Raw genomic sequence first — 21,052 nt, 5'->3', positions numbered from 1 at the left:
GGCGGTTCAGTGCGCTCAATGACCGGTAAACGACATAAATCCATGAAATAACCGTTGATTTGCAAGCCCTTTGTAAGGCGAAAGGTGCAGTCAGAGGTGCATCATATTCAATCGGTATAGTGAAGTGTCGGAAGTCTCAGGGACCGGTTGCCGCCAGGCGTTAGGGGCCGCATGTCGAGAGCTGTTGAGTTTACCCCCGCACAGCTGCCGTTGCGCGGAGCGAGCAACGTGCGCGACCTGGGCGGATATCCCTTTGTCGACGAAGAGGGCCGGGAGGGGAAGACCGCGTTCGGCGCCTTTCTGCGCGGGGCGTCGCTGAGCCGGGTGCGCCGTCGCGGCCGCGCGATGCTTCTCGATTACGGCCTCTCGCGCGTGGTCGACCTCAGAAGCGCGTTCGAGCTGCGCCATTGGCCGAACCCGTTCTCAAAGCGCCCGGCACCCGGTGTCGAGTACGTGAGCGTCCCATTGCTCGATCAGCTGAACTCCAATGGTCTGACCGGGCCGTTCCCCGATCGCATGCATGATGTCTACCGCGATATGCTCGATGAGGACGCGGAGAGCATCGCCCAGGTCATGACCGCGCTCGACAGTCCGGGCTGCACCCTGTTCCACTGTCGTGCGGGAAAAGACCGCACCGGGGTCATCGCGATGCTGCTGCTGGGAATGGCCGGGGTGGATGACGCGCACATCATCGCCGACTACGAGGCGACCAACCGATTCATGGGCCGGAGCCTCGGGGCTCAGCGCGTGGGCGCTTCGATACTCCTGCGCCGGAGGATGCCCCGGTGCCTGTTCGAAGCGGCTCCGGTTGAGATGGAGCAGACCCTCGCGTACCTGAGGGAGCACTACGGTTCGGCGCGCGCCTACCTTGAGGAGCAGGCCGGCTGCGAGCCGCAGCTGCTCGACCGCCTCACCGCGCGTCTTCGGGGTCGCGCATAAACCTGCTCTGTTTGGCTGTTTATGGAAGACGGGTTAACGGATTGCCGAAGGCCTGCAGGCGCTCGCCCCCTGAATGCGTGAGTCTCCGATTGAAAATGAAGAAGAATCAGGTCGACCCTTCACATCGGAGGGTCGACCTGATTTCATCCGCGCTATTCGGAATCTTTGCTGTCCTGCGGATCGGGCGTTCCCGGCACCGGTTTGCGGCGCTGCGTCGCGGCAGTCGAGAAGAGCGTCCTCGGATTACGCGGAGAGCGCCCGGTGGGCGAGCGCCAGGCAGCCCTTGATGCCCTGCTCGCCATCGAGGCTGTTGTTGACGATGTAGGTGTCGATGTCCTCGAGCTCTGGGGTGACGAGATAACCGTTCAGCAGCTCAGCGGCCTTCTTGCGGGCAAGGGGCACGATGGGGGTGTGGTCCGCCACGCCGCCGCCGATGATGATCTTCTTCGGCGAGTAGCAGAGCGTGTAGGTCGTCAGCGCCTGCGCGAGATACCCGGCGAGAAGGTCCATGGCCTCAGGATCGTCGGCGAGCTCGCTGGCCCGCTTGCCTCCCCAGCGCTTCTTCACGCCTGGGCCGGCGATGAGGCCCTCGAGGCAGTTGTCGTGATACGGGCAGCCGCTGTGCTCACCGATGGTGTCGCGGGGGTCGCGGCTCACGAGCACATGGCCGCCCTCGGGATGCAGCATACCGTGCAGGAGCTGGCCGTTCACCATGACGCCGGCGCCCACGCCCGTGCCGATGGTGAGATAGACCACGGAGGAGAGGCCGCGCGCACAACCGAAGGTGGCCTCGCCCAGGCAGGCGGCGTTGACGTCGGTGTCGTAGCCGAAAGGGACGTTCAAGGGGGCGGCGAGGTTCCCGAGCAGGTCGAAATAGCGCCAGGAGGTCTTCGGGGTCTCGAGGATCTTCCCGAAGTGCTTGGAGGCGGGGTCGACGGCGGTGGGGCCGAAGGCGCCCACACCCAGGGCGGCGATGCCCTTGTCCTCGAACCAGGCGACGATCGCGGCCGTCGTCTCCTCCGGCGTGGTGGTGGGGATTTCGGTGCATGCGGCGATACTGCCGTCGGCGTATCCCGTCGCGCACACCATCTTCGTACCGCCGGCCTCAAGGGCTCCCAGCAGCTGTTGATCCATGAGCAGCTCCCTTCCAATGGGGCATACAGGTCATGCTCTCCTGTTAAACATGCCCATCATACGTTGTTTCGAACTGAGATTGACGACAACTGACAAATGCTGTTCAGAGTCATGCTTCGCCGAGGCGCAACGCCCCCGTCGGTGCCCTCTGGCGGTCGCTTGGCGATGACAAGGGCGTTGACGGCGAGGTGTTCTGAGGTCAGGGCGCTCTGGTGCCCCAAGCTGTAGGCCCCACGCCGCAGGCGTCGGCTTCTGGCTGATTTTGGGTGCGGAGCCCCATGGGGCTATGGTCGTTTTCTGTGGCGCGTGCGCGTTCTCGCGCGCTCACCGATCATGTAGATGACCGCTTTGTAAGGTTTTGCAGGTGAAATTGGGATGTGCCTCGGCTACCATAAGCGGGTATTGTCATGAGGACGTTTCTATCCGTAGACGGAAGCGTATATGAATCAACGCATGGGAGTCTAGCATGCTCGTGGCCATCATTTCCCTTGTCGCCTTCGTGGCGACGGTGCTCTGCGCGTGGCGGCTGCGCCGTGCGGGTGCGCATACCGGCGAGCCCGTGCCGACGGTCGGCATGGTATGGGGAGGCGTTTTCGCGGTCATCCAGGCATTCATTGGCGTGTACGCCGCCCTTGGCCTGGTGGCTGATGACCCGGTGGCGGCCGTCATCCTCAATCTCGTGCTCTCCGGCGCCGTATTGCTTAGCGTTTCCCGCCGACGCGTCGCCGCAGCGCTCGCTCGAATTCCGTATCCGTTCGTGATCAGCGTTGTCCTCGTGCTGTTGGCGGCCCTCTTCGCCGTGCTGGCACTCGAGGTTCCCTCCAACCATGAGGTGCAGAACATGTATCCGCTCTGCCTCCTGTTGGAATGGGGGCTCATCGCGGCCCTACTCATGGGGCTGTTCTTCCTGGTGCAACGCCGGGGAGCCGCGCCCGCGGCATTCGTGGTCGTCTTCCTCGCCATCGGTATCGCACAGTACTTCATCATCACCTTCAAGGCCCAGCCCATCCAGCCGGGTGACCTCTCTGCGCTCTCAACCGCTGCAGCCGTGAGCGCAGGGTACCAGTACCTGCTCTCGTCGTACTGCCTCTACGGAGTTGCGTTCGCGGTTGTGGGCATGGTGCTCTGTCAGGTCGCCGGCATCCTACGGCCCGAGCGCGATATGTTCTCCCGGAGGCGCCTGGTGGTGAACCTGCTGGTGGGCGTAGCCTGCCTCGGTGGGCTCACCGCGCATGTCACGCTCATCGACTACTACAACGACCTCGGCATACAGGTGTACACCTGGCGACCCCTCGAGAGCTATTATCGCGAGGGTTTCCTGCCTTGCTTTATCTCGTCGGCCCAAGCCATCGCGCCACGGAAGCCCCACGGCTACACGGTTGAGAAGGCCCAGGAGCTGCTCTCCGAGTACGCGGCGGCCTATGACGCCGACGAGGGGGCGACCTCTGAGCGCGCAGCTGCCACCGCACAGTTCGACGAGGAGAAGCCCACGGTCATCGCCGTCATGAACGAGACCTTCGCGGACCTCTCCATCTACCAGAACATGCATGCCAACTACCAGGGTCCTGAGTATTTCAAGAGCCTGAGCGACACCCTGCAGCGCGGTCGCCTGTACGTCTCGGCCTACGGCGGCGGCACCGCGAACAGCGAGTTTGAGTTCCTGACCGGGAATTCGATGTCGAACCTCGGGTCCGGGGTGTATCCGTACACGATCTACGATCTCTCACGTACGGAGAATCTTGCCCGGCAGTTCAAGGAGATGGGGTACACGACCACGGCCATGCACCCCAACCATGCGACCAACTGGAACCGCGAGAACGTCTACCAGCAGTTCGGGTTCGACTCGTTCCTCTCGATCAACGACTTCCAGGGTTCCGACACGCTGCGCGGCATGGTCACCGATCGCGCCACGTACGACAAGATCGTCGACCTGCTTGATTCAAACGCCGATCCGCAGTTCATCTTCGATGTGACGATGCAGAACCACTCGGGCTATGACACAGGCCTCCTGCCCGCCGACAAGCAGCAGACCTACCCCATCGACGGGATGAGCCGCCCTGATGTGGACGAGTACCTCTCGCTCATCAAGGAGTCCGACGACGCCCTGCGCTACTTCATCAACCGCCTTCGGACGATGAATCGCAAGGTGGTGCTCGTCTTCTTCGGCGACCACCAGCCATTCTTCCCCAACACCTACAACGATGCCTGGTTCACCGGAGAGGATGAAGCGACGCACGCCGAGCGCCTCTGGCAGACGGATTACATCATCTGGGCGAACTACGATATCGCCGGCCGGAGCACGGGTTCAACCGTGGACCTCTCGACAAACTACCTGAGCGCCTCGCTCATGAACCTGATCGGCGCGCCGATGACCGATTACCAGAAGGCCCATATCGAGCTGCAGAAGGTGATCCCGGCGATCAACGCGACAGGCTTCGAGGATGAGAATCAGCGCTGGTACCTGGCCAGTGCTTCAAGCGACGCGACACTCGGTGAATCGCTGCGTACAGCGCGGAGCGACCTCGCGACCTTGCAGTTCCTGGAGCTGTTCGGTGACGGCACGAGTGTGTACGCCAAGGTGCTGCAGCAGGCGGCCAATGAAACGAACCCGAACCTGTCGCCCAACGGGGCGGCGAAGCGCGACTAGCGAGGTTACCTGCAGATCGGCGCATGAGTGCGCGTGCGGCCGCGCCTGCGACATGGTTCGCGGGCGCGGCCGCAGTGTTTTAGGCGGTCTGGAATAAAAATCGGTTGGCGTGGCCAAAAATGCCGCGAAACAGTGATTTGCAGCGTGCGATGCGGGTTGAAGGAGGATCCTGCGCCCCTGTTGCCGCCTATTGAATTATAGATATTGAAATATGACTATAAATTTGAGGGATTGGAGTGGATCTCTTTTTGGATGACAGTTCTACCTGTCTTTCAAATCACTGTTTCGCGGCATTTTTGGCCAGGGCACGGGATTCTTGCGTGAGTCGCCTGGTGCTTTCAGGCCGCCAGCAGCGTATGTGGGCAGGACCCCGCGCACATGTGGGTCTTCATGACCGTATGGGAGGTTTAACCTGCTCTAAGCCCCGACTCTATTCCGGGTTCGGGGAGCAACGGCCGCCTCGGTGGGGCGCAAACGTCTGCTCATCCCTCGATACCGGCTCGCCGCATCGCCTCCTCGGGCGTGTAACGGCGTACCAGGTAGCAACGGTGAATCTTCGGGGTGCGGGCGAAGTCCTCGGGGATCGTCTCGGCGGTGATGTCGGTGAGCACCACGCCGGCTCGAGCGAGGGATTCGATGTCCGGCCGAAAACTGCGCAGGTTACAGGAGAAAATGGCATCCCCCTCGCGCGTGAGGAGGCGAGATAGCCCGATCAGCAGTTCAACATGATCGCGTTGGACATCCCAGGTGCGGCGGCCCATTTTCGCGGAGTTCGAGAACGTGGGTGGGTCGCAGAAGATCAGGTCCCAGCGGTTACGCGTCTGGCGCATATCGGAGATCCACCGCATCACATCCGCACGCACGATATGGTGATCCGGGCCGGTGAAGCCGTTCAGAGCCAGGTTTCGTTCGGTCCAGTCAAGGTAGGTGTTCGAGAGATCGACGGTGACTGTCTCATCAACGCCGGCGTCGGCAGCGTAGCAGGTCGCCGTGCCCGTGTAGGCGAACAGGTTCAGGAAGCGGCGCGCTCCGTTCTCGCGGATGTGCTCACGCAGACGCGCCCGCGTAACGCGATGATCAAGGAAGATGCCGGTGTCGAGGTAGTCGTCGAAGTTCACCTCGAAGGTGAGCCCGCCTTCCTCGATCAAGGGCCGTGGCACGTCGGGGTGTGCGCCGCCGGCCTCGGGGGAGCGTTTCCCGTACTGCGAGCCACCCCGCGACCGCGTGCGCGTGCGGGCAAACACATGGTCAGGATCCACGTCGAGCACGAGGGGTGCGATGGTGAGGATATCGAGCAGGCGAGCCTCGGCGAGGGCCGCCTCCACCGTCTTGGGAGCGGTGTATTCGGCGGCCACGAGCCAGCGGCCGGGTGTGGCGGCGCTCCCCTCGTAGAGGTCGATGGCCGCGGCGTAATCGGGGAGGTCGGCGTCGTAGACGCGGTAGCAGGTAACGCCCTCCCGCTTGGCCCAGCGGCGACGCAGCCGGGCGTTCTTCTTCAGGCGGTTCGCGAATTGGGCTGATTCGGGGATGAGCACCGGCACCGGCGCACCGTGGCTGAGGTCGACGGTGGCGCTGGCCTGTACTGGTGCGGGACCCGTGGAACGGGCACCTTCAGGCGTCGCAGCTCCTTGTGGGGCCGTCGCCGCGTCTGCAGCTCTGGCGCTGGACGCCTTGTCGTCAACATCGGCTTCTGAAGAAGCGTCGCCTGTAGGCACGTGAGCCGGTGGAAACGTGAGGATGAAAGCCTCCTCGTTGCCGGGCATCACGCGAAGGCGGTACGGCCTGGCGTTTACGCTGCGAGTGAGCAGATCGTCGCGGGTGAGGGCCGCGAGGCTGAGGGTGGGGAGTGCGTCGCGCAGGCCCGTGGCGACCTTGAGCGTCCGACCCATCTTGGTGAGGGGGACCTCGACGGTGTCGAGAACGATGGCCCCGACTGCCCGCTCACGTTCCCCATGGGGAAGGGCGAGCTTGGAGATGATCTTGCTGGCATCAGGCTGTGTGAAGGTTACATATCCAGCGAGGCCGGCGGCCTTGAGGACGCGGCGGGCGAACGAGACGGCGGCGCTATCCGTGTCGGTGGCGATGATGCGACCGCGGTGCGCGTCGGTGCACCCACTGTCTCGTGCCTGCTTAAGAAGGGTCTGCCAGGCTTCCTCGTCGTGCGCGCCCCAAGCGCTGAATCCCCAGTGCTCGCGGTCGATGCCAGGCGCCCGCCCGGCGAGGATCGAAGCGGCCTCAAGGGTGATGCCGCCACCGGCGCAGCAGGCGTCGATGAGGATCGGGGCCGCGCCATCCGTGCACGCCTTTTGCCAGCCGGCCTGCGCGAGAACGAGGGCGGCGTAATCGGGTCTAAGCACATGTGGGGCATCGGCCGATTGCGCGGCGAGATGGGGGAGGCGCCAGAACAGCGGCCCGCCGGAGAGGTCGAGCTGGATGGTCACGCGCGTGTCGCGGAGCGACACGGCAATGCGCGCGTCGGCATTCTCGGTGTCTACGGTTGGCCGCGATCCGCGTTCGTCGACCATGCGGTCGCAGAGGGCGTCTTTCACCTTGAGGGCGGTGAAGTGGGAATTTCTCAGTTCGGCGCTGGTGCCGCGGGCGCTCACGACGATACTGGCACCGGGTGCGAGGACGGTCTCCCACGCGATGGCATAGGCTCCTTCATACAGCTCATCGGCGTCGGCCGCCTCAAAGCGCGCGACGACCACGAGGATACGGCTTGCCAGCCGAGACCAAAGGCAGACCCGCTCGCCGTCGAGCGCTGAGCCCGCGAACGAGACCCGGCCTTTGAGGGGGCGAACCCGCCGGACGCCGATGGAGCGGAGCTCGTCGGCGAGGTCACGTTCGAAACCCTCTGGGCAGGTTGCGAAGAATTCGAAGGCGGGTTGCTCCTGCGGGTGACGTGTGCGCTGTCTGGTCATGGGGTCCTCTGCTCTCGTTGGTGGGCCCCATTATCCCATGTGCAGGGTCCGGCAGGCGGTGCAGGAGGCTGGCCGCATCATCTCGAGATCGAGCTCGATATTTGAGTCGGTTTGAGGCGGGGGCTGCGGGTCGGTTCGCTGTTCTGTACACAAACGATTTGAACTAGTATTCGAATATCAGAATTTTCAGAATTAAAATCCCATATTTTCGTATGGTGTTTTTTGGCGCTTTGCGTGTGGTAGTAGAAAATGTCAGATCTGCGTCACCGAAGGACTCTACTCGGTCGTTCGCTCCAAGATAAGAGACAGAAAACGAATAATGAACTCAGCACTTCCTAGCGCTCGTTGCAAAAGGGGTGGAAATAGTCCCAAGCGAGGTGTCTGAGTGTCGTGAATAGACTCAGATCTGACATTTTCTACTAGCGCTGTCTTGCGAAGGGCTCATCGAATCGCAAAATACGTCGGACCCAAGCCGAACAGGGTAGGGAGAGCGTGAATCGAGCGCAGCCCGCGCGGGTCGCGCGCCTGCACAAGTGGACGGCGCAGCCATCCTGGGAGGCCGCATACATTGATGGGAGCGACTAGGCCGGTGCAGGCGCCGTCGCACCGGTGGCCAAAGATCTTTGTTAAGTCCGCCGGGCACCCCAAGTCGTGGTGTGCGATGCTATAGCGCAAGCACTCTCGAACACTTCAGCGAAAGGATCCCCATGGCAGATAGGTCAACAGCCCCCGATACCTTCAGATGCAATCGACCTGCCGCACTGTTCTTCGACGTCGACGGCACATTGGTGGACAGCAAGAACTCGATCGAATCGGATGGCGATCTCACAGAGTGCGGGCCCAGTCCGGCCATTGTCGACGCGTTTCGTCGCATGCGCGATCGTGGGCACAAGACCTTTATCTGCACGGGCCGCACGCTGAACCTCGTCCCCGCGTCCCTGTATGAGCTGGGATCAACGGGCATCATCAGCGGCGCCGGTGCAACGGTGAGCATCGATGACGAGATTCGTTTCAGGAAGCAGATCCCCGTCGAGGTTGTACGCGAGGCCATGTCGCGCCTGCGCTCCGCCGGTGTTGAGTTCATCCTGGAAGGAGATGCCGTGTGCGTCGCCATCATGAACTACGGCGCGACGTACACCGCAATCAAAGGCATCCTCACAGCTCACTCCTGGGAGGAGCTTTCAGGCCTCGTTCCCGACCTGGGATTCGCGAAGCTCACGCTCAGCAACGAGCATGTGTCGCTCTTGAAGCGAGAGGGCGATTTCTTCTTCGAGTATTTCGACAGCGCCGACCTGGGGATGGGCATCACGGAGCTGACCATGCGGGGAGTTACCAAAGGGACGGGCATCCGTCACGCGCTTGAGCTCCTGGGACCGGGGCGTTGGCTCACCTTCGGTTTCGGAGACTCCGAGAACGACCTCCCCATGCTCGACGAGGTGGACATCCCCGTGGCCATGGGCAACGCCCTGACGTCAGTGCGGGATCGGTCCATGTTCGTGACCGTGCCGGTGGAAGAGGATGGCGTGGTCGTCGCCTTGGAGCGCTTCGGGCTCATATAGATGGGCGGGATATCGAGCGTGCCCCATCGGATTTGAGCCGTATCGCGCGCATACGCTGAACAACGAGGATGCGGACCCGCTTTGCGACGGGCGCCTCCTGTCGGCTGGCGACTGGGGCGTCCGTCGCCGCAAGGGGTGCCCGGTAGCCGGGGTCCTATGGTTTCCGGCGTCAAAGCTGACGCGCGGGCTAAGTGTCATTGCACCCCTCGGAACCGGTGTGATTACCAGGCACGGGCCTAGCTATCCGGGTATATAAGATCGTGCTGTACAGACCCCTGCCGTCCGCATCTCCGCAGAATTGCCTCGCAACATCTCCATAAAAAGTTCGGCACCTTATCATAAGATTGTGTGGTACCTTACTATATCTTCGCCACTATAGAGGAGGGCAAAATCTGTATGAGAAACCAGGAGGAGACGTCTAATCCGGAAGACACCCCTGAGGAGGCGCGTGCCCGCGCGATCCTGGAGCTCCTAGGATTCTGCGGCCATTACCTGCATTTCCACGGGGGAGGACGCTCGGGCAAGGCATCGCTTCTCTGCACGATCGCCAAATCGGGTGGCGTGATGTCACAGCAGGAGCTCCGCATGCGGTTCGAGCTCAAGCCGGGATCGCTCTCTGAGATCCTTGCGAAGATGGAGGCGGCGGGGATGATCGAGCGCACGCGCAGTCCGGAGGACCGACGCCAGCTGTTCGTGAAGCTCACGCCGCAGGGGACTGAGCTCGCTGCTCGTGAGCAGGAGGAGCGCAGCGCCTTCCGCCATGAGGCATTCGCCACTCTTTCCGCGGAAGAGCAGGAACAGCTCCTCGGGATGCTGCAGAAGATTCGCGTTAGTTGGGAGGAGCGCCGTGATTAAAACCCTTGCTCGAAGTATCCGCCAATACAAGCGTGCCACCATCGCAACCCCGCTTCTGGTGACCGGTGAGGTCCTGTTTGAGGTGCTGATCCCCTTCGGCACCGCCTCGCTGATCGACCAGGTCAAAGCGGGGGCGCCGTTGCCCGCGCTCCTCACCTCCGGCGCCCTGCTCGCGCTCATGGCCCTGATCTCGCTCGCCTTCGGCGCGGCGGCGGGCCTTGCGTGCTCGAAGGCGTCTGTCGGCTTCTCGCGCAACCTTCGCATCGACATGTTCCACGCGATCCAGACCTTCGACTTCGCGACCATCGACCGGTTCTCCAACTCATCGCTGGTCACGCGTCTCACCACGGATGTCCAGAACGTGCAGATGGCCTTCATGATGATCATCCGCACCGCGATCCGCGCCCCGCTGATGATCATCTTCTCGTTCACTATGGCCTACATCATGGGCGGCTGGCTGTCGTTCATCTTCCTCGCGGTCACCCCGATCCTGGGCATCTCGCTGTTCGCCATCATTCGGTACGTGCATCCGATCTTCAAGCGCATCTTCCATCGGTACGACCGCCTGAACGAGTCGGCCGGTGAGAACCTGGCCGCCATCCGCGTGGTCAAGAGCTACGTCCGCGAGGACTACGAGATCCAGAAGTTCGAAACGGCGGCCGAGGAGGTGCGCCGCGACTTCACCCGAGTCGAGCGCGTCATGGCGCTGAACGCCCCCATCATGAACTTCTGCTGGTATGCGGTCATGGTCTTCGTGATCGGCGTCGGCTCCTATGCGATCATCGACACCCGCGGCGCCCTCATCGACGTCGGGCAGTTCTCGAGCCTCATCTCCTACGGCATCCAGATCCTCATGAGCCTGATGATGCTCTCGATGGTCTTCGCCCTGGTGACGATCGCCGAGGAGGGTGCGAACCGCATTGCTGAGGTCCTGACCACCGACTCCGAGATCAAGAGTCCGGAGAACGCCCGCACTGAGGTGCCCGACGGCTCCATCGACTTCGAGGATGTCGGCTTCTGCTACGGCGAGGACGGCGAGCGCGAGGCCCTGTCCGATATCGATCTGCACATCAAGAGCGGCGAGACCATCGGGATCATCGGATCCACGGGTTCGGCGAAGTCGAGCCTTGTGCAGCTGATTCCGCGCCTGTATGATGCGTCCCGCGGCACCGTGCGCGTGGGTGGCGTCGACGTGCGTGACTATGATGTCGAGGCCCTGCGCGACGGCGTGGCCATGGTGCTCCAGAAGAACGTGCTCTTCTCCGGCACCATCGCCGAGAACCTGCGGTGGGGCAATGCCAATGCCACCGATGAGGAGGTTCGCGAGGCGGCGCGCCTGGCCCAGGCCGACGAGTTCATCCAGGGCTTCGCCGATGGGTACGACCACTACATTGAGCAGGGCGGCACCAATGTGTCCGGCGGCCAGAAGCAGCGCCTCTGCATCGCCCGCGCCCTGCTCAAGCGGCCGAAGATCCTGATCCTCGACGACTCGACGAGCGCGGTCGACACCAAGACCGACAAGCTTATCCGCATGGGCCTCAAGGACTTCCTGCCCGAGACCACCAAGATCATCATCGCCCAGCGCACCAGCTCCGTTGAGGATGCCGAGCGCATCATCGTGATGGACGGCGGTCGCATCTCGGGTATCGGAACGCACGACGAGTTGCTTCGCGACAACGAGATCTACCGCGAAGTGTACCTATCTCAGAACAAGCAGAGCCACGACGAGCACGCCGACGGGCTCAATGACCAGGAGGTGAGCGCTGATGGCCGCAACTGATTCCACTCAGACGAGCGCGACCGAGACGACGCAGGGCGCGCCCGCCGCCCGCCGGCGATCCGGAGGCGGTTTGAAGACAGCCGCACGCGTGCTCAAGATGCTGCTCGGGTTCTATCCCGTGCTCCTGCCCGCCGTGATCGTCGCCATCGTGTTCAACGCGATCGTGCAGGCCGTACCGAACATCTTCATGGAACGCGTCCTCACCATCGTGCAGGACAACTGGCAGCTGGGTGAATGGGATCCGGTTGCCGCAGCGGTGCTCGGCAACGTCACCTTGCTCGTGATCTTCTACGTGCTGGGCCTCGCTTCCAACGCGTTCTGGCAGCAGGCCATGGCCATCATCACCCAGGGCTCGCTGAAGAAGTTCCGCACCGCCATGTTCGACCACATGCAGACGCTGCCGGTGCGCTACTTCGACACACACCTGCACGGCGACATTATGAGCTACTACACCAACGACATCGACGCCATGCGCCAGATGATCTCCCAGAGCTTGCCGATGCTTCTCCTGACCGGTCTCATCATGTCGTCCGTCGTGGGCATCATGTTGTTCTACAGCATCCCGATGGCGATCGTGGTCATCCTCGGTGCCGTGGTGATGGCTTGGGCAACGCGCGTGCTCGGCGGCCGCTCGGCGAGCAACTTCATGCGACAGCAGAAGGCCGTCGCTGCGCTCGAGGGCCATGTCGCCGAGGCCATGGATGGCGAGAAGGTCATCAAGGTCTTCAACCATGAGCGCGAGGCCGAGATCGACTTCGACCGTATCAACGCCGAATGGGAGACGGCCGCGCGCATCGCGAACAGCTATGCGAACACCCTGATGCCGATTCTCTTGAACATGGGCAACCTGTTGTACGTGATCGTGGCGGTTGCCGCGGGCATCTTCCTCACGCTCGGTGTGCCGAACCTCTCCATCTCGGGTCTGCCGCTCACAATCGCGGTGGCGGTGCCCTTCCTCAATATGACGAAGCAGTTCGCCGGCCAGATCGGCCAGATCTCGAACCAGATCAACGCGATGGTCATGGGCCTCGCCGGTGCCGGGCGCATCTTCGAGCTGCTCGATGAGGAGCCCGAGCAGGATTCGGGCTATGTGACGTTGGTGAACATGGCCGTCGAGGATGGAGAGCTCGTCGAGAGCGAGGAGCGCACGGGCCTCTGGGCGTGGAAGCACGTGCATCAGGCCGACGGAAGCGTTGACTACGTGCCGCTCCGGGGCGATGTGCGCATGGAGCACGTCGACTTCGGCTATGTGCCCGACCACATGGTGCTGCACGATGTATCGGTGTACGCGAAGCCGGGCCAGAAGATCGCGTTCGTGGGCGCCACGGGTGCGGGCAAGACGACGATCACCAATCTCATCAACCGGTTCTACGACATCGAGGACGGCAAGATCCGCTACGACGGCATCAACATCAACAAGATCCGCAAGAGCGACCTCAGGCGCTCGCTCGGCGTCGTGCTGCAGGATGTGAGCCTGTTCACGGGCACCGTGATGGACAACATCCGCTACGGCAAGCTCGACGCCACCGATGACGAGTGCATCCGCGCGGCGAAACTCACGGGCGCGGACGAGTTCATCCAGCGCCTGCCGGAGGGCTACAACACGCTGCTGACCGACAACGGGACCCAGATCAGCCAGGGGCAGCGCCAGCTGATCTCCATCGCGCGCGCCGCGGTGGCCGACCCACCGGCGATGATCCTCGACGAGGCGACCTCGAGTATCGACACGCGTACCGAGGCGATCGTGCAGAAGGGCATGGACGCGCTCATGCAGGGGCGGACGACCTTTGTGATCGCACACCGGCTCTCGACCGTGCGCAACGCCGATGCGATCATCGTGCTCGACCACGGCCGCGTGATCGAACGCGGCACCCACGACGAGCTGATTGCCCAGCGCGGGTACTACTACCAGCTATACACGGGCGCATTCGAGCTCGAGTAGGGAGGTTGCGGGGCGCAGGCGGGTCGGTGCGCGGTGCTGCGCATCGGCCTGCAGCGCGCCGCTTGACGTGTGTCCAGAGCGGGATTGGCGCGTCCGTCGTGCTATCAAACAAGGGTCCTCTGAATGCCTTTCTCGGAGGTCGCGCCTGCAGAATGTCCCCTGAATGCATCGAAAATAGGGAGTTAATTTCAAGCTGTCCTCTGGATGCTCGGGCATACAGAGGGCATCCTGCGTTGAGATGCCTAAGCGATCAAGAGGCCGCAGGCTGAGAGCTTGTCGGAAACACCTGCACCCCATCTGAGCCCGCGCCCGCCTTGAAAACCGTGCACCCAGGGGGCAAGTCGCATTTCGGCATAGAGATTCGTACGCCCAGGGGGCATCCTGCAGCTCTTCCATCGCTCTCGCGTTCCTTGGGATCATGTGTTCCGAGATCGAGTGCAGGTTCAATCAGAGCGGCCAAGCTTTTGCGCTGACGACGCGCGCCGCATTCCGACGCTGAAGCCCGCACATCCAGAGGTCGTCCTACATCTCGACCGCACGAGCTGTGGTTCCCAAGGCCCTCCCGCTCGCGCGCACCGGATCGGCGCGCCCTCACCAGACCGTGAACTGCGCGTTCTCGATATTCCAATGCACGTCTCGGATGTAGCGGCGAACACCCGTCGCGTCCCCGTGCTCGAAGAGCCTGAGGATTTCACGGTGCTCGTCATTCGCCTTACGCAGCAGCTCGCAGGCGGCTGCGCGGTCGACCGTCTCGTACTCTTTCTTGATGAAACACCGTGAGGACTGCGCGATCAGCGACTTCAAGCGCTCGTTGCCGCAGCTCTCCACATAGGTGTTGTGGAAATCGCGCTGGATATCGTCGTATCGGCGCACGAGACCGTTTTCAAGGGCGAGGTCCATGGAGCCAACGAGGAACCGCATCTGGTTCAAGGTGTCATCATCGAGGCGCGGACAGGCGAGGAAGGCGGCCTGCCCGTCGAGGGCGCCCATGATCTCAAAGACCTCCTCGGCATTCTGTCGATCGAACCCACGAACGCGAAACCCCTTGTTGGGCTCGTTATCAAGGTAGCCTTCCGCCGCAAGTTGGATGAGGGCCTCCCGCACCGGCGTGCGGGACACGTCCATCTCGCTGCAGATAGCCTGCTCGCTCACGCGGTCCCCTGCAGAGAGCTCGTTGCGATCAATCAGGCTTGATATATAGGCGTATACATTATCTTTGAGCGAGCTTCTGGGCATAGAGACTCCCTAGATTCCTTTTCAACACGTATTCAATCTTAGCAAAGAGGGGATTCCGTTCACCGACAGAACACTACCGTTCAAGATTGTATACAGTATACAATCGAGCATGCGAACCATATAGTGAACGTACGGAATGGACAGCGGGCCGTCGGCCCCAGTGCAAAGGAGTTTCCCATGACCGCATTCAGCCACGTCATCATCCGCCGCCCGGGCAAGTCGCTCAGCAGCGGCATCACGAGCGCGCCAGAGCTCGGCCAGCCCATTTACGAGCGCGCCATCGAGGAGCACTACGACTACGAGCACGCGCTTGAGCAGTGCGGTGTCGACGTCACGGTCCTGCCCGCGCTCGAGGAGTACCCCGACAGCTGCTTCGTCGAGGACCCGGCCGTCATCACGCGGTGCGGCGCGATCATCACCAACCCCGGCGCAGCGAGCAGGAACGGTGAGAAGGATGAGATCGAACCGGTCATTCGCCGCTTCTTCGACGACGAGCACGTGCGCCACATCGAGGCTCCGGGCACACTCGACGGCGGCGACGTCATGATGGTGGGCGACCATTTCTACGTGGGTCGCTCCGCGCGCACCAACGAGGAGGGAATCCGTCAGTTCATCGAGATCCTCGAAGGGTGGGGGCTCAGCGGCTCCGAGGTCCCGCTCGAGGAGGTTCTGCACCTCAAGACCGGTGTGAACTACATCGAGGACAACAACATGCTGGTCTCCGGCGAGTTCATCGACAAGCCTGACTTCGCCGACTACAACAAGGTCATCGTGCCCGAGGATGAGGCCTACGGCGCCAACTGCATCTGGGTGAACGGGACCGTGATCGTGGCCGAGGGCTATCCGACCGTGCTCAAAGCGGTCCAGGATCTCGGCTACAAGACCCTGGTCGTCGACACCTCCGAGTACCGCAAGGTCGACGGCGGGCTCTCCTGCCTGTCACTGCGTTTCTAGCGTTTGTCCCGTCGCTCCGGCCGTCCCGTGCGCGGGGAGGCCGGAGCTGTGTCGTTTGAGAAGGAGGCGTCATGGCGGAGTCAACCGTTCTGACCTCAACCGCGGATCCCCGCGACGATATCATCGACCCCAACGGACTCAACTTGTTCAGGCTCACCATGATGGTGGTGACGGCGAGCATCTGCGGCGGCATCTTCTCCCTCTCAGGTGACATGGCCGCCGGTGGCGCCGGAGCCGAAGCGGTGCTCGTCTCCTGGGTCATCTGTTTCGTGGGCGTGTTCGCCCTGATGATGGTGTTCAACGGGCTCTCGCAGGCCCGCCCCGACCTCACGGGCGGTATCTACGCCTACGCGGCCGCGGGCTTTGGCGACTACGTGGGGTTCAATTCGGCATGGGGCTACTGGATCAGCGCCTGCCTCTCCAACGTTGGTTTCGCGATCCTGCTTTTCGGCGCCCTTGGGTACTTCTTCCCGGTGTTTGGCGCCGGCAACAACGTCGTCTCCATCGTCTGCGCCTCGGTCTTCCTCTGGGCGCTGACGTACCTGGTCACGCGTGGCGTGAAGGAGGCCACGGCGATCAACACGATTGTGACGCTGGCCAAGCTGGTGCCCCTGGGGATGTTCATCCTCGCGATCGCCCTGCTTGGGAAATTCGATGTCAACGTCTTCCTCGAGAACTTCTGGGGTGAGCCGGGCGGACCCGACCTCGGCACGCAGATCACGTCGACGATGGTCGCGCTCGTGTGGGTCTTCACGGGCATCGAGGGCGCGGTGGTCATCTCGGGCCGCGCCAAGTACGTGCGGGATGTGGGCCGCGCGACGGCACTGGGGTTCATCGCGGTGTTCGTCCTCTATCTCTTCATCTCGGTGCTCGCGCTCGGGGTCATGCCGCGCGCTGAAATGGCCGAGCTCGCCACCCCGTCCATGGCGGGAATCCTGGAGCATGCGATCGGCCCCATCGGCGCGGCCGTGGTCAACCTCGGCGTGGTGCTCTCGCTCGTTGGTGCGATGCTCGGCTACGTGATCATCTCGTCGGAGACGCCGTATGAGGCGGCGCGGCGCGGGTCGTTCCCCAAGCTGTTCGCGAAGACGAATAGCCACGGCGCCCCCATCGTCACCATCTTGGTGAGCTCAGCGATCATGCAGGTGTTTCTCATCCTCTCCGTGGTGGCTGAGAGCACCTACCAGTTCTTCTACGCGTGCGCGGTCTCGACGATCCTGATCCCCTATGTGTGCTCGGCGGCGTATTACATGGTGATCGCCTGGCGCAACGAGCATCTGGACGGGAGGCACGCGCCGAAGCGCAGCGTGGCCCGGGTGTTCGGGACGTTGGGATTCGTGTACAGCCTGTTCCTGGTGTGGTCATGCGGGCTACAGGGTGTGATGGTGACGACGATTCTGTTCGCACCGGGCATCGTGGTGTATGCGATGGGAGAGCAGAGCCATGGGAAACCGGTGCTGCCGCTCCTGCACGATAAGCTGATCGCCGCGGTTGTCATTGTGGTTGCGATCGTGTCGCTGTACCTGCATTTCACCGGAATCGCGCCGATTGTCTGAGCCATGGGACTGGGCACGCTGCCAGAGTTGTGAGGCGCTTGGGCTGGGAGTGGTTGCGGTAGCCGCTTGGGCCGAGCGTGTTTGCGGGAGGTGCTCGGCCCTGGCCGGTTTTGCGGCGTTGCGGCCGCAAGGACCGTGTAGACCGAATGTGCCCGTTGTGGCGCTTTGCTCGGGAGGCTTATGCAGAGCGTTTGGCTCGAGGCGGGCGGTGAAGGCTCGCGAGGATGCAAGGGCGTGGAGCCTTGAGTTGCAGGCCGTTGTGCCTGTTCAAGGCATGTGCGAGGGCTAGGCGCCGTGCGTGCGGCCAATGTGCGTGCGGGAAGCCCCGCGACCGCAGGCTCATCCGGTGAGATCAAGCTGATCACCTGTGTGTGCAAGAAGCCCCCTGAATGCACGGTTTGGGGCTTGAGTCCGCAGGATGTCCCCTGAATGCATGGAAAATAGGGAGTTAATTGCAAGATGTCCTCTGGATGCTCGGGCATACGGGGGGACATCCTGCGTTGAGATGCCTAGCCGTCAAAGAAATAGCTGGTCGAGAGCTCGTCGGGAAACGTCTGCACCCTATCTGGGTCCGCGCCCGCCTTGAAAGCCGTGCATCCAGGGGGCAAGTCGCACTTCAGCTGCAAAAACCGTGCATACAGGGGGTAAGCAGCATCCCGTCCTCGAAAGTCTGTGCATCCGGAAGACATGCTGTAGAGCCCTCATCAAGACCATGCGCTAGAGCCAACCGTGCGCCTCAGCGTTAAAAACCGTGTATCGAGGGTTGCCCCAAAATCGGCCAGCTACCATGCACCCAGGGATCATCCTTCAGCTCCCGGAAATCGCGCACATAGAGGTCGAGGGCCTAAACTCTATCTTTGTTGAGACATCCGATTGAGGAGCTGGGCAAACATCGCTTGTCAGGAGATCCTGCCTTAATATCCTGGGTATACCGCAGCGTGCCAGTGGGACGAATCGTAAAAACCCTCGGTCTCCATCGGAGTGCGTCTGTGAAGAGGTCGGCTATCATGAGAGCATCTCTTTTCAGCATGCGAAGGGATCCGAGGGCATGGGAACGCTTGATCACCTTGACGAGAATCGTGGCCTGAGCGCAACAGAGCGCGTCATCGCACGCTATGTGATGGAGCATCCTGAAGAATGCTCACGCATCTCGTCTCGCGAGTTGGCACGTCGAACATACACCTCAGCCACGGCGGTACTTCGCTTCTGCCGAAAACTGGGCTATGCGAATTACGGCGATTTCAAGGTCAATATCGTGTTTGCGCTTAAGAGCGTGAGCTTTACCAACACGATGATTGTTGACGGTGAAAGTGCTCTCGGTGCGATGAGCAAAATCGCATCTTTGGAAACCCAGATCATTGAGGAGACGCGTCGAGCGGTGTCGCCTGCGGTGCTCGAGGCTGTTTCAGATGCGCTCGCAGCCTGTCGGTATGTGGATATGATTGCCAACGATGCGAATGCGGAGATGGCGCGATATGCCTCGCACAATCTCTTCTATATGGGCAAGATCTGCACCATTTACGATGATCTCGACAAGATGACCTTTCTCGCCCTTAATCCTCCTGATATGCATATGGCATTCGTTATCAGTAAATCGGGGCGTGACCGATCAATACTCACGGCAGCGCGACTGTTGCGCTCTTCCGGGGTGGAGGTGGTCGCGCTCACAGCCGATACGGATTCGCCTCTTGCGCAGGAGTCGAGTCATGTGCTCGAAGGCTTCTACTATCCTGAACTTGATAAATTCGGAGATCTCGTATTCGGTGCTGCAGCGAAATACCTTTTCGATGTCCTGTTTGTCATGCAATACGCTCGTGACACCAAGCGCGTCCAGGCTCTCAATGATGCATACGATGAGTTGTATTACCGAGAGCTTAACCGCGACACAGGAGAAAACGAGCGATGACTCTTATTGAGCTGCTATGGTTCTCTGCCCCGGCTGTCAATCAATGAATGGCGCATTGTTACCGTAGTGATTGCGCTGGGCGCTTTGATTGCGTGACAATGCGCCAGAGTCTTCATCCTCATGGAGCCCTGTTTGTTCTATCGGCATAATGCCCGGTAATAAACATGGATTCAATGAGAGGCGAGGCGATGTTCAGGGACAACTTCCTCTGGGGAGGGGCCATTGCGGCTCATCAGGTTGAGGGCTCCTATGACCAAGACGGAAAAGGGCTTTCGGTCTCCGATGTCATGACGTCAGGTGCCCATGGCGTCCCGCGCCGCATTACAGACGGTGTCATCCCCGGTGAAAACTATCCAAATCACGGGGCGATTGATCATTATCGCCGCTATGAAGAGGATATATCGCTCTTTGCAGAGATGGGTTTCAAGGCATTGCGCATCTCCATCGATTGGAGCCGAATCTATCCAAATGGCGACGATATGGCTCCCAACGAGCGGGGCCTTGCGCACTATGACAACGTTTTTGACTGCATGCTCAAGCACGGTATTGAACCGGTTGTAACCTTGCAGCATTTTGAAATCCCCCTGCACCTTGCAGAGGAATATGGAGGCTGGGCCAACCGCGCACTCATAGACATGTTCGAACGCTATGCCACCACCTGCTTTGAACGCTTTCGCGACAAGGTCAGGTACTGGATGACGTTCAATGAGATCAACAATCAGTTCAACACCAAAAACGACCTGTATGGATGGACCAATTCTGGGGTGAGATTCTCTCAACACCCCGACCCCGAACGGCTCATGTACCAAGCGGCACACTATCAGTTTGTTGCATCAGCCCGGGCCGTTTCAGCGGCTCATCGCATTGATCCTGACATAAAGGTGGGCTGCATGGTGGCGGCCACCCCTGTATATCCAGCATCCTGCCATCCCGAGGACATGCTGCTTTCTCTGGATGCGATGCATGAGACGCTCTTTTTCACCGATGTCCAATGCAATGGTGCATATCCTTCCTATGCGCGTCGGCATTTCGAGCGCTGTGGTTGGACGCTCGACATTACAGAGGAGGACCTTCGGGAGCTACGCTTGGGAACGGTGGACTACCTTGGTTTTTCGTACTACTACAGCAGCGTGATCGATCATGCTGCGCATATCGAGCTCGGGGATGAGATCACTCGATCTGATTCTCGTATGGTTGATAATCCGTTCGTTCCAGAGACGGCTTGGGATTGGCGTATCGATCCTGAAGGGCTTCGGACAACCCTCAAAATTTTTGACGAGCGCTACCGTCTCCCTCAGTTCATCGTTGAATGCGGCGTTGGATTGGTTGAGGAACTCAATGAAAGCGCAACAGTCGAGGATGACGAGCGAATCGAGTATTTGCGGGCTCACATCGAGCAAGCATCCTGTGCCGTTGAGATGGACGGAGTCGACCTCATGGGTTTCCTGGTATGGGGATGCATCGATCCTGTTTCTTTTACCACCGGTGAGATGAGAAAGCGTTACGGCCTGATCTACGTCGATGTCAATGATGATGGCAGCGGGACAGGTGACCGGTTTAAAAAGAAGAGCTTTCAGTGGTACAGAAGGGTTATTGAGAGCAACGGTGGGGTGTTAGCCTAAA

General features: G+C 61.2%; 13 protein-coding genes. 10 read left to right on the top strand and 3 right to left on the bottom strand.

The genetic code is table 11. From position 1 onward, the window contains the following. Positions 1 to 171: 171 nt before the first annotated feature. Entirely contained in the window at positions 172 to 939 is a 768-nt protein-coding gene (locus CAP13_RS01375; protein WP_085829879.1) for a tyrosine-protein phosphatase, read from the top strand. A 243-nt stretch (positions 940 to 1,182) separates the two neighbouring features. Here the strand turns inward: CAP13_RS01375 and CAP13_RS01370 are convergent, their stop codons facing one another. After that, on the bottom strand, positions 1,183 to 2,073 hold the full coding sequence (locus tag CAP13_RS01370; protein WP_085829878.1) for an ROK family protein: 891 nt from the start codon (positions 2,071 to 2,073) through the stop codon (positions 1,183 to 1,185). 466 nt (positions 2,074 to 2,539) lie between these two features. On the opposite strand from CAP13_RS01370, the gene CAP13_RS01365 reads away from it, so the two are divergent. Beyond that, positions 2,540 to 4,720, top strand: a complete 2,181-nt coding sequence (locus CAP13_RS01365) for an LTA synthase family protein (protein WP_085829877.1) — start codon at positions 2,540 to 2,542, stop codon at positions 4,718 to 4,720. A gap of 482 nt (positions 4,721 to 5,202) precedes the next feature. On the opposite strand, the gene CAP13_RS01360 is transcribed toward CAP13_RS01365, so the two are convergent. After that, positions 5,203 to 7,641, bottom strand: coding sequence for a THUMP domain-containing protein (locus tag CAP13_RS01360; RefSeq protein WP_085829876.1), 2,439 nt, complete (start codon positions 7,639 to 7,641; stop codon positions 5,203 to 5,205). Positions 7,642 to 8,348: 707 nt separating this feature from the next. Here CAP13_RS01360 and CAP13_RS01355 point away from each other — a divergent pair. From CAP13_RS01355 to CAP13_RS01340, 4 genes are all read left to right on the top strand, one after another. Next, positions 8,349 to 9,200, top strand: a complete 852-nt coding sequence (locus CAP13_RS01355; protein WP_085829875.1) for an HAD family hydrolase — start codon at positions 8,349 to 8,351, stop codon at positions 9,198 to 9,200. A gap of 396 nt (positions 9,201 to 9,596) precedes the next feature. Next, complete coding sequence (locus tag CAP13_RS01350) at positions 9,597 to 10,055, top strand: MarR family winged helix-turn-helix transcriptional regulator (RefSeq protein WP_085829874.1); 459 nt, start codon at positions 9,597 to 9,599, stop codon at positions 10,053 to 10,055. Beyond that, positions 10,048 to 11,835, top strand: a complete 1,788-nt coding sequence (locus CAP13_RS01345) for an ABC transporter ATP-binding protein (protein ID WP_085829873.1) — start codon at positions 10,048 to 10,050, stop codon at positions 11,833 to 11,835. The genes CAP13_RS01350 and CAP13_RS01345 overlap by 8 nt, the downstream gene beginning before the upstream one ends. Next, positions 11,822 to 13,777: an ABC transporter ATP-binding protein gene (locus tag CAP13_RS01340; RefSeq protein ID WP_085829872.1), complete on the top strand. Its 1,956-nt coding sequence runs from the start codon at positions 11,822 to 11,824 to the stop codon at positions 13,775 to 13,777. The genes CAP13_RS01345 and CAP13_RS01340 overlap by 14 nt, the downstream gene beginning before the upstream one ends. A 591-nt stretch (positions 13,778 to 14,368) precedes the next feature. On the opposite strand, the gene CAP13_RS01335 is transcribed toward CAP13_RS01340, so the two are convergent. Beyond that, a complete protein-coding gene (locus CAP13_RS01335; protein WP_085829871.1) occupies positions 14,369 to 15,013 on the bottom strand; it encodes a GntR family transcriptional regulator in 645 nt (214 codons plus the stop codon). 177 nt (positions 15,014 to 15,190) lie between these two features. Here CAP13_RS01335 and CAP13_RS01330 point away from each other — a divergent pair, with 177 nt between their 5' ends. The 4 genes from CAP13_RS01330 to CAP13_RS01315 all read left to right on the top strand — a co-directional run bounded on the left by CAP13_RS01330 (position 15,191) and on the right by CAP13_RS01315 (position 21,051). Further along, complete coding sequence (locus CAP13_RS01330) at positions 15,191 to 15,967, top strand: dimethylarginine dimethylaminohydrolase family protein (protein ID WP_085829870.1); 777 nt, start codon at positions 15,191 to 15,193, stop codon at positions 15,965 to 15,967. A gap of 71 nt (positions 15,968 to 16,038) precedes the next feature. Then, positions 16,039 to 17,523: a basic amino acid/polyamine antiporter gene (locus CAP13_RS01325; protein ID WP_085829869.1), complete on the top strand. Its 1,485-nt coding sequence runs from the start codon at positions 16,039 to 16,041 to the stop codon at positions 17,521 to 17,523. Between the two features lie 1,048 nt (positions 17,524 to 18,571). Next, entirely contained in the window at positions 18,572 to 19,429 is an 858-nt protein-coding gene (locus CAP13_RS01320; RefSeq protein WP_085829868.1) for a MurR/RpiR family transcriptional regulator, read from the top strand. Between the two features lie 188 nt (positions 19,430 to 19,617). Continuing rightward, positions 19,618 to 21,051, top strand: coding sequence for a 6-phospho-beta-glucosidase (locus CAP13_RS01315; RefSeq protein ID WP_281248970.1), 1,434 nt, complete (start codon positions 19,618 to 19,620; stop codon positions 21,049 to 21,051). Position 21,052: the final 1 nt, after the last annotated feature.

The organism is Collinsella vaginalis (assembly GCF_900176655.1).
Taxonomy (GTDB): domain Bacteria; phylum Actinomycetota; class Coriobacteriia; order Coriobacteriales; family Coriobacteriaceae; genus Collinsella; species Collinsella vaginalis.
The sequence above is the reverse complement of the archived record's forward strand: the minus strand, read 5'-3'. Positions and strand labels throughout refer to the sequence as shown.

Bases quoted from the DNA above. Each gene is read 5' to 3' on its own strand.
- CAP13_RS01365 (WP_085829877.1), top strand. From the start codon at position 2,540: ATGCTCGTGGCCATCATTTCCCTTGTCGCCTTCGTGGCGACGGTGCTC.
- CAP13_RS01330 (WP_085829870.1), top strand. From the start codon at position 15,191: ATGACCGCATTCAGCCACGTCATCATCCGCCGCCCGGGCAAGTCGCTC.
- CAP13_RS01375 (WP_085829879.1), top strand. From the start codon at position 172: ATGTCGAGAGCTGTTGAGTTTACCCCCGCACAGCTGCCGTTGCGCGGA.
- CAP13_RS01315 (WP_281248970.1), top strand. From the start codon at position 19,618: ATGTTCAGGGACAACTTCCTCTGGGGAGGGGCCATTGCGGCTCATCAG.
- CAP13_RS01335 (WP_085829871.1), bottom strand. From the start codon at position 15,013: ATGCCCAGAAGCTCGCTCAAAGATAATGTATACGCCTATATATCAAGC.
- CAP13_RS01340 (WP_085829872.1), top strand. From the start codon at position 11,822: ATGGCCGCAACTGATTCCACTCAGACGAGCGCGACCGAGACGACGCAG.
- CAP13_RS01350 (WP_085829874.1), top strand. From the start codon at position 9,597: ATGAGAAACCAGGAGGAGACGTCTAATCCGGAAGACACCCCTGAGGAG.
- CAP13_RS01360 (WP_085829876.1), bottom strand. From the start codon at position 7,641: ATGACCAGACAGCGCACACGTCACCCGCAGGAGCAACCCGCCTTCGAA.
- CAP13_RS01370 (WP_085829878.1), bottom strand. From the start codon at position 2,073: ATGGATCAACAGCTGCTGGGAGCCCTTGAGGCCGGCGGTACGAAGATG.
- CAP13_RS01320 (WP_085829868.1), top strand. From the start codon at position 18,572: ATGGGAACGCTTGATCACCTTGACGAGAATCGTGGCCTGAGCGCAACA.
- CAP13_RS01325 (WP_085829869.1), top strand. From the start codon at position 16,039: ATGGCGGAGTCAACCGTTCTGACCTCAACCGCGGATCCCCGCGACGAT.
- CAP13_RS01355 (WP_085829875.1), top strand. From the start codon at position 8,349: ATGGCAGATAGGTCAACAGCCCCCGATACCTTCAGATGCAATCGACCT.